The following is a 6,235-nucleotide window of genomic DNA, read 5'->3' as shown; positions in this document are numbered from 1 at the left end:
ACTGCTGCCTCCCGTAGGAGTCTGGGCCGTGTCTCAGTCCCAGTGTGGCCGGTCGCCCTCTCAGGCCGGCTACCCGTCGTCGCCTTGGTGAGCCACTACCTCACCAACAAGCTGATAGGCCGCGGGCTCATCCTTCACCGCCGGAGCTTTCCAACCTCCAAGATGCCTTGGAAGCTCGTATCCGGTATTAGACCCCGTTTCCAGGGCTTGTCCCAGAGTGAAGGGCAGATTGCCCACGTGTTACTCACCCGTTCGCCACTAATCCACCCCGAAGGGCTTCATCGTTCGACTTGCATGTGTTAAGCACGCCGCCAGCGTTCGTCCTGAGCCAGGATCAAACTCTCCGTGAATGTTTACTCGGCCAGAAAATTAATTCAGCCGGTCGACACACACGAGAGCGGTGCGAGAGGAGGAATAGTCCCCTCGCACACAGCGTCCTCGCTGTGTTATTTCAAAGGAACCTCGTCCCAGCTGATGCTGGAGACGGGGTATCAACATATCTGGCGTTGATTTTTGGCACGCTGTTGAGTTCTCAAGGAACGGTCGCTTCCTTTGTACTCACCCTCTCGGGCTTTCCTCCGGGCTTCCCTTCGGTGTTTCCGACTCTATCAGATCCTTTCGGCGTCCGATTCCCGGTCGGCGGGATTGCCTTGGGCCTTTCGGGCTTTCGCTCGTCGGCCTTTCGACATTCACTACGCTAGCCGATTCCCTCGGCGACTCATAATCGAGTCCCTCGGGTTCGAATTCAGGCACGCGGGCGCGCCAGAATCGACCCCGGTGAGGGGGTGTAGCTGGGTAGTGGGTTGGCCGCTCCGGCTGCAGGCGATCGCCGTACCCGGTTCAGCGGCTCGGGCTACATTACGCACCTCGCAAGGGCGCGTCAACTTGAGCGGCGCCTTGGTGCATGGGCCCGATAAGGACTCACCGTCGGGTCGTTGGCCACCCAGAAGCGCCAGGGATGGACGTCTCCGTTGCCGCCCTCGCCGGCGACTCCGGTGCGTGGACCGCTGCGCACCTGGTCAGGAGGTACAGGAGTACCGGTCAGCATCCTCAGTGGTGTCTCCCCTGAAGCGCACGCGTCCGTGCCGTCCAGGGCTCGGTCGACCTCCAGGGCAGTGGCCAGGCGTGCCGGCCCCTTGGCCAGTTCCTTGTCACTCCGGGCCGAAAGTCGACGTTTGCGAGCCAGTTCGGTGCCCTCGACGACTTCACCGGCTCGGAGCAGTACGGCGCTCGCCCTGCCCTCGGGTCCGCAGACCAGGTTCATGCAGTGCCACATGCCATAGGTGAAGTAGACGTACACGTGTCCGGGCGGACCGAACATCACTTCGTTGCGGGCGGTGCGGCCACGGTAGGCGTGTGAGCCGGGGTCGTTCGGGCCGTCGTACGCCTCCACCTCCGTGAGGCGCACGGCGATCGGACCGTCGGGGGTCGTGCGGACCAGGATGCGCCCGAGGAGGTCGGGGGCGACGTCCAGGACGGGGCGGTCGAAGAACTCTCGGCGCAGTGGCGTACGGTCCGGGGACGCGATCATGCCGTCCGAGCGTAGTCCAGAGGGTTCCGGGCCAAGGGGTGGTCAAGGTTCGCTCCCCTTGCCAGGGTGTGGCCTCGGAACCGGTCGTGACCGGATCGCGTTTGTACGGGTCGAGGGTCCATTCGTAAAGGGAGAGTCATGGCGTTCAAGAAGCTGCTCGCGAGCCTCGGGGCCGGCGGGGCCTCGGTCGAGACGGTGCTGACCGAGACCAATGCCGTACCGGGCGGCGTGGTCCAGGGCGAGGTGCGGATCCAGGGCGGGTCCGTGAACCAGGACATCGAGGGTCTGTCCGTGGGCCTGCAGGCGCGGGTCGAGGTCGAGAGCGGCGACCAGGAGTACAAGCAGGACATCGAGTTCACCAAGGTGCGGCTCGGTGGTGCCTTCGAGCTGCAGGCGGGGGCCGTGCACGCGGTGCCGTTCGGCCTGGAGATCCCCTGGGAGACGCCGGTCACGATGATCGACGGGCAGGCGCTGCGCGGGATGCACATCGGGGTGACCACCGAGCTGGCGATCGCCCGTGCCGTCGACTCGTCCGACCTGGACCCGATCAACGTGCACCCGCTGCCGGCGCAGAAGGCGATCCTGGACGCCTTCATCCAGCTGGGCTTCCGCTTCAAGAACGCGGACATGGAGCGCGGCCACATCCGGGGTACGCGGCAGCGGCTGCCGTTCTACCAGGAGATCGAGTTCTACCCGCCGTCGCAGTACCGGGGTCTGAACCAGGTCGAGCTGAGCTTCGTGGCCGACGAGCACGCCATGGACGTCGTCCTGGAGATGGACAAGAAGCCGGGTCTGTTCAGCGAGGGCTCGGACACCTTCCGCTCCTTCCAGGTGGGTCTGAACGACTTCCACGGGACCGACTGGGCGGCTTACCTCAACCAGTGGCTGTCCGAGGTCGGCAGCAAGCGCAACTGGTTCTAGGCTCTGACCTACTGAACGAGATCGATCAGGAGGTACCGAGGTGACCGAGCTCAAGCGGCGGCCGCTCCCCCACGACTTCCATCCGCCCGTGCCGTCGTTCACGGTGACGAGTGAGGACATCGAGGAGGGCGCGACGCTGGGGAGCGCTCAGGTCTACGCCGAGGGGAACACCTCGCCGCAACTGCGGTGGGAGGGCTTCCCCGCGGAGACCAAGAGCTTCGCCGTGACCTGCTACGACCCCGACGCGCCGACCGGCAGCGGGTTCTGGCACTGGGTCCTGTTCGACATCCCCGGCTCGGTGACGGAGCTGCCGGCCGGTGCGGGCGGCGGCAAGTTCGAGGGCCTGCCCGAGGGCGCGGCGCACGTGCGCAACGACTACGGGTCGAAGGACTTCGGCGGTGCCGCTCCGCCGCCCGGGGACGGCCCGCACCGGTACGTCTTCACGGTGTACGCGGTGGACCAGGAGAAGCTCGGCCCGGGCGCAGACGTCTCTCCGGCCGTCGTCGGCTTCAATCTGCGGTTCCACGCGCTCGCGCGTGCCCAGCTCATCGGCGAGTACGAGAACCCCGCCAAGGGCTGACGCAACGCACTGATTCGGCCAAGCGTTCATTGAACGTTTGCCCGCCTCCGGTCTTGGAAGTGATCGGAGGCGGGCATTTTTTATTGCGTTGTCCATCTCGGCGCGCCCGTCCAGAGTTGATCCAAGCCCGCCGGGGGGTGGGCAGGTGCACACGGGAGGTGGGCTGGATGCGTGACACGTTGGTCCTGAACGCAAGCTTCGAGCCGCTGTCGACGGTGACTCTGAACCGGGCGGTCGTGCTGGTCCTGCAGGACAAGGCCGTCGTCGAGCAGGCCCATCCCGAACTGCGTATGCGCGGTGCCGATGTCGACATACCCGCGCCCCGGGTTATCAGGCTGTGCAGGTACGTACGGGTGCCGTTCCGAAGACAGGCTCCGTGGTCGAGGCGGGGGGTGCTGGTCCGGGACCGGCACCGGTGCGCGTACTGCGGGCGCAGGGCGACGACCGTGGACCACGTGCTGCCGCGGTCCCAGGGTGGGCAGGACACGTGGCTGAATACCGTCGCCGCGTGTGCGGAGGACAATCACCGTAAGGCCAATCGGACTCCGGAGGAAGCCGGGATGGCCTTGCTCCGGGAGCCGTTCGAGCCGACACCCGCGGATGCGATGCTCTTGGCTCTGGGGCAGGAGGATCTTGCGACTCTGCCTGACTGGTTGGCTCTGGACGCTGCCTGACCCGTACAGCCCCGCCCCCCTTCAGGGGCGCGGGGTGAACCCGGCGTCGTGAAGAACCGTCAGTCGATCGAAGGCTTTTCGCGGCGTTCCGTGCTGGGCCCGTTGTTCTGGGGCGGGACGGAGGCGCCGCCGCCCTGGCCGCCGCCCAGGGGGCCGAAGTTGCCCATGGCGCCGGAGAGGCCCTTGAGGGCGTCGCCGATCTCGCTGGGGACGATCCAGAGTTTGTTGGCGTCGCCCTCGGCGATCTTCGGGAGCATCTGCAGGTACTGGTAGCTGAGCAGCTTCTGGTCCGGGTCGCCGGCGTGGATCGCCTCGAAGACCGTACGGACGGCCTGGGCCTCGCCCTCGGCGCGCAGGGCAGCGGCCTTGGCCTCACCCTCGGCGCGCAGGATCTGGGACTGCTTCTCACCCTCGGCGGTGAGGATGGCCGCCTGGCGCGTACCTTCCGCGGTGAGGATCGCCGCGCGCTTGTCACGGTCGGCGCGCATCTGCTTCTCCATCGAGTCCTGGATGGAGGTGGGCGGCTCGATGGCCTTCAGCTCGACGCGGTTGACGCGGATGCCCCACTTGCCGGTGGCCTCGTCGAGGACGCCGCGCAGGGCCGCGTTGATCTCCTCGCGGGAGGTCAGGGTGCGCTCGAGGTCCATGCCGCCGATGATGTTGCGGAGCGTGGTGACCGTGAGCTGTTCGATGGCCTGGATGTAGCTGGCGACCTCGTAGGTGGCCGCGCGCGCGTCCGTGACCTGGTAGTAGATGACCGTGTCGATGTTCACGACCAGGTTGTCCTGGGTGATCACCGGCTGGGGCGGGAACGGTACGACCTGTTCGCGCAGGTCGATGCGGTTGCGGATGGTGTCGATGAACGGCACCACGATGTTGAGGCCCGCGTTGAGTGTCCGCGTGTAGCGGCCGAAGCGCTCGACGATGGCGGCGCTGGCCTGTGGGATGACCTGGATGGTCTTGATCAGGGCGATGAAGACCAACACCACCAGAATGACCAGGACGATGATGACCGAGCCCATCGTGTTCCCCGTACCCCTCTCCGCCTCGGCACCGTGGCAGATCTTGTGGTTGTTGAAGATCTTGCTCGTCGAGTCTGGCAGACCGCCGCCCAACTCGTGGGTCAGATGGCTCAGATGACGATCGCGGTGGCCCCCTCGATGTCCACGACGTCCACTTCCTGGCCGACTTCGTAGGCGCGGCCGGTGTCCAGGGCGCGGGCCGACCAGATCTCTCCGGCGAGCTTGATCCGGCCGCCGGAGCCGTCGACGCGTTCCAGGACGACGGCCTGCTTGCCCTTCAAGGCGTCGACGCCGGTGGCGAATTGGGGCCGCTGTCTGCCGTGCCGGGCCGCGATGGGGCGGACCACGGCGATGAGGGCGACCGAGACGACGACGAAGGCGAGCACCTGGACCACGGCGTCGAAGCCCAGGCCGGCGACGACCGCGGCCGCGACGGCTCCCACCGCGAGCATGCCGAACTCCGGCATCGCGGTGACCACGAGCGGGATTCCGAGCGCCGCCGCGCCGACGAGCCACCACACCCATGCGGAGATGTCGTTCACATGGTCATGGTAGGTCCGCGGTCGGGCGGCGGACAGGGCGCGAACGGGGAGTGAGGCGGCGTCAGGACAGAGGCAGGCCCTGCGCGGTCCAGCGGTCGCCGACCTGCTCGACGACGAGCGGCAGGCCGAAGCAGACGGAGAGGTTGCGGGACGTCAGTTCCAGTTCGATCGGGCCCGCGGCGAGGACCTTGCCCTGACGGATCATGAGGACGTGGGTGAAGCCGGGGGCGATCTCCTCGACGTGGTGGGTGACCATGATCATCGAGGGGGCGATGGGGTCGCGGGCCAGTCGGCCGAGGCGGCGGACCAGGTCCTCGCGGCCGCCGAGGTCGAGGCCGGCGGCGGGCTCGTCGAGCAGGAGCAGCTCGGGGTCGGTCATCAGGGCGCGGGCGATCAGGGTGCGCTTGCGCTCGCCCTCGGAGAGGGTGCCGAAGCGGCGCTCGAGGTAGTCGCTCATGCCGAGGCGGTCGAGGAAGGCGCGGGCACGCTGCTCGTCGACCTCGTCGTACTCCTCCTGCCAGTGGGCCGTCATGCCGTACGCGGCCGTCAGCACGGTCTCCAGGACGGTCTGGCGCTTGGGGAGCTTGTCGGCCATGGCGATGCCGGCCACACCGATGCGCGGGCGCAGGTCGAAGACGTCGACCTTGCCGAGGGTGTCGCCGAGAATGGTGGCGGTGCCCTTGCTGGGGTAGAGGTAGCTGGAGGCGACGTTCAGGAGGGTGGTCTTGCCGGCGCCGTTGGGGCCGAGGATGACCCAGCGCTCTCCCTCCTTGACCGACCAGGAGACCTGGTCCACCAGAGCCCGGCCCTCGCGGACCACGGATACGTCCTGAAGCTCCAGAACATCGCTCATGAGCGCGTTGTCTCCCCTTGCAGTGTGCCGGTCTCGGCTGTCGCGTTCGCCTGTGGGCTCGGTCCGCCGCGCCGGTGGGCGCAGCCCCCATGAAATCTACGCCACGAGTGCG

7 protein-coding genes and 1 rRNA gene are annotated in these 6,235 nt (G+C 67.2%); 3 read left to right on the top strand and 5 right to left on the bottom strand.

Going from position 1 to position 6,235, the window contains the following annotated elements:
- Both ACIF83_RS23035 and ACIF83_RS23030 read right to left on the bottom strand, forming a co-directional pair.
- Nucleotides 1-350, bottom strand: a 16S ribosomal RNA gene (locus ACIF83_RS23035); the annotation flags it as partial.
- Nucleotides 351-880: 530 nt separating this feature from the next.
- Complete coding sequence (locus ACIF83_RS23030) at nt 881-1,531, bottom strand: DNA-3-methyladenine glycosylase (protein WP_393482234.1); 651 nt, start codon at nt 1,529-1,531, stop codon at nt 881-883.
- Nucleotides 1,532-1,669: 138 nt separating this feature from the next.
- Here ACIF83_RS23030 and ACIF83_RS23025 point away from each other — a divergent pair, with 138 nt between their 5' ends.
- From ACIF83_RS23025 to ACIF83_RS23015, 3 genes are all read left to right on the top strand, one after another.
- On the top strand, nt 1,670-2,452 hold the full coding sequence (locus ACIF83_RS23025; RefSeq protein WP_145874648.1) for a sporulation protein: 783 nt from the start codon (nt 1,670-1,672) through the stop codon (nt 2,450-2,452).
- Between the two features lie 40 nt (nt 2,453-2,492).
- On the top strand, nt 2,493-3,032 hold the full coding sequence (locus ACIF83_RS23020; protein ID WP_399729427.1) for a YbhB/YbcL family Raf kinase inhibitor-like protein: 540 nt from the start codon (nt 2,493-2,495) through the stop codon (nt 3,030-3,032).
- Nucleotides 3,033-3,199: 167 nt separating this feature from the next.
- The gene (locus ACIF83_RS23015) at nt 3,200-3,706 is read left to right on the top strand and encodes an HNH endonuclease (protein WP_393482228.1); all 507 of its coding nucleotides are present in this window, start codon (nt 3,200-3,202) and stop codon (nt 3,704-3,706) included.
- 59 nt (nt 3,707-3,765) lie between these two features.
- Here ACIF83_RS23015 and ACIF83_RS23010 read toward each other — a convergent pair whose 3' ends face one another.
- From ACIF83_RS23010 to ACIF83_RS23000, 3 genes are all read right to left on the bottom strand, one after another.
- Complete coding sequence (locus ACIF83_RS23010) at nt 3,766-4,728, bottom strand: SPFH domain-containing protein (protein ID WP_399729424.1); 963 nt, start codon at nt 4,726-4,728, stop codon at nt 3,766-3,768.
- Between the two features lie 110 nt (nt 4,729-4,838).
- Nucleotides 4,839-5,270 carry an NfeD family protein gene (locus ACIF83_RS23005; RefSeq protein WP_393482226.1) on the bottom strand — a complete coding sequence of 144 codons (432 nt, stop codon included), beginning with the start codon at nt 5,268-5,270 and terminating at the stop codon, nt 4,839-4,841.
- Nucleotides 5,271-5,331: 61 nt separating this feature from the next.
- Nucleotides 5,332-6,123 (bottom strand): ABC transporter ATP-binding protein, encoded by a 792-nt coding sequence (locus tag ACIF83_RS23000; protein ID WP_393482223.1) that lies wholly within the window; start codon nt 6,121-6,123, stop codon nt 5,332-5,334.
- Nucleotides 6,124-6,235 lie beyond the last annotated feature (112 nt).

Origin of the sequence: Streptomyces sp. NPDC085866, assembly GCF_044541035.1 — a bacterium.
Lineage (GTDB): Bacteria > Actinomycetota > Actinomycetes > Streptomycetales > Streptomycetaceae > Streptomyces.
This window is presented reverse-complemented; position numbering and strand designations above follow the sequence as displayed.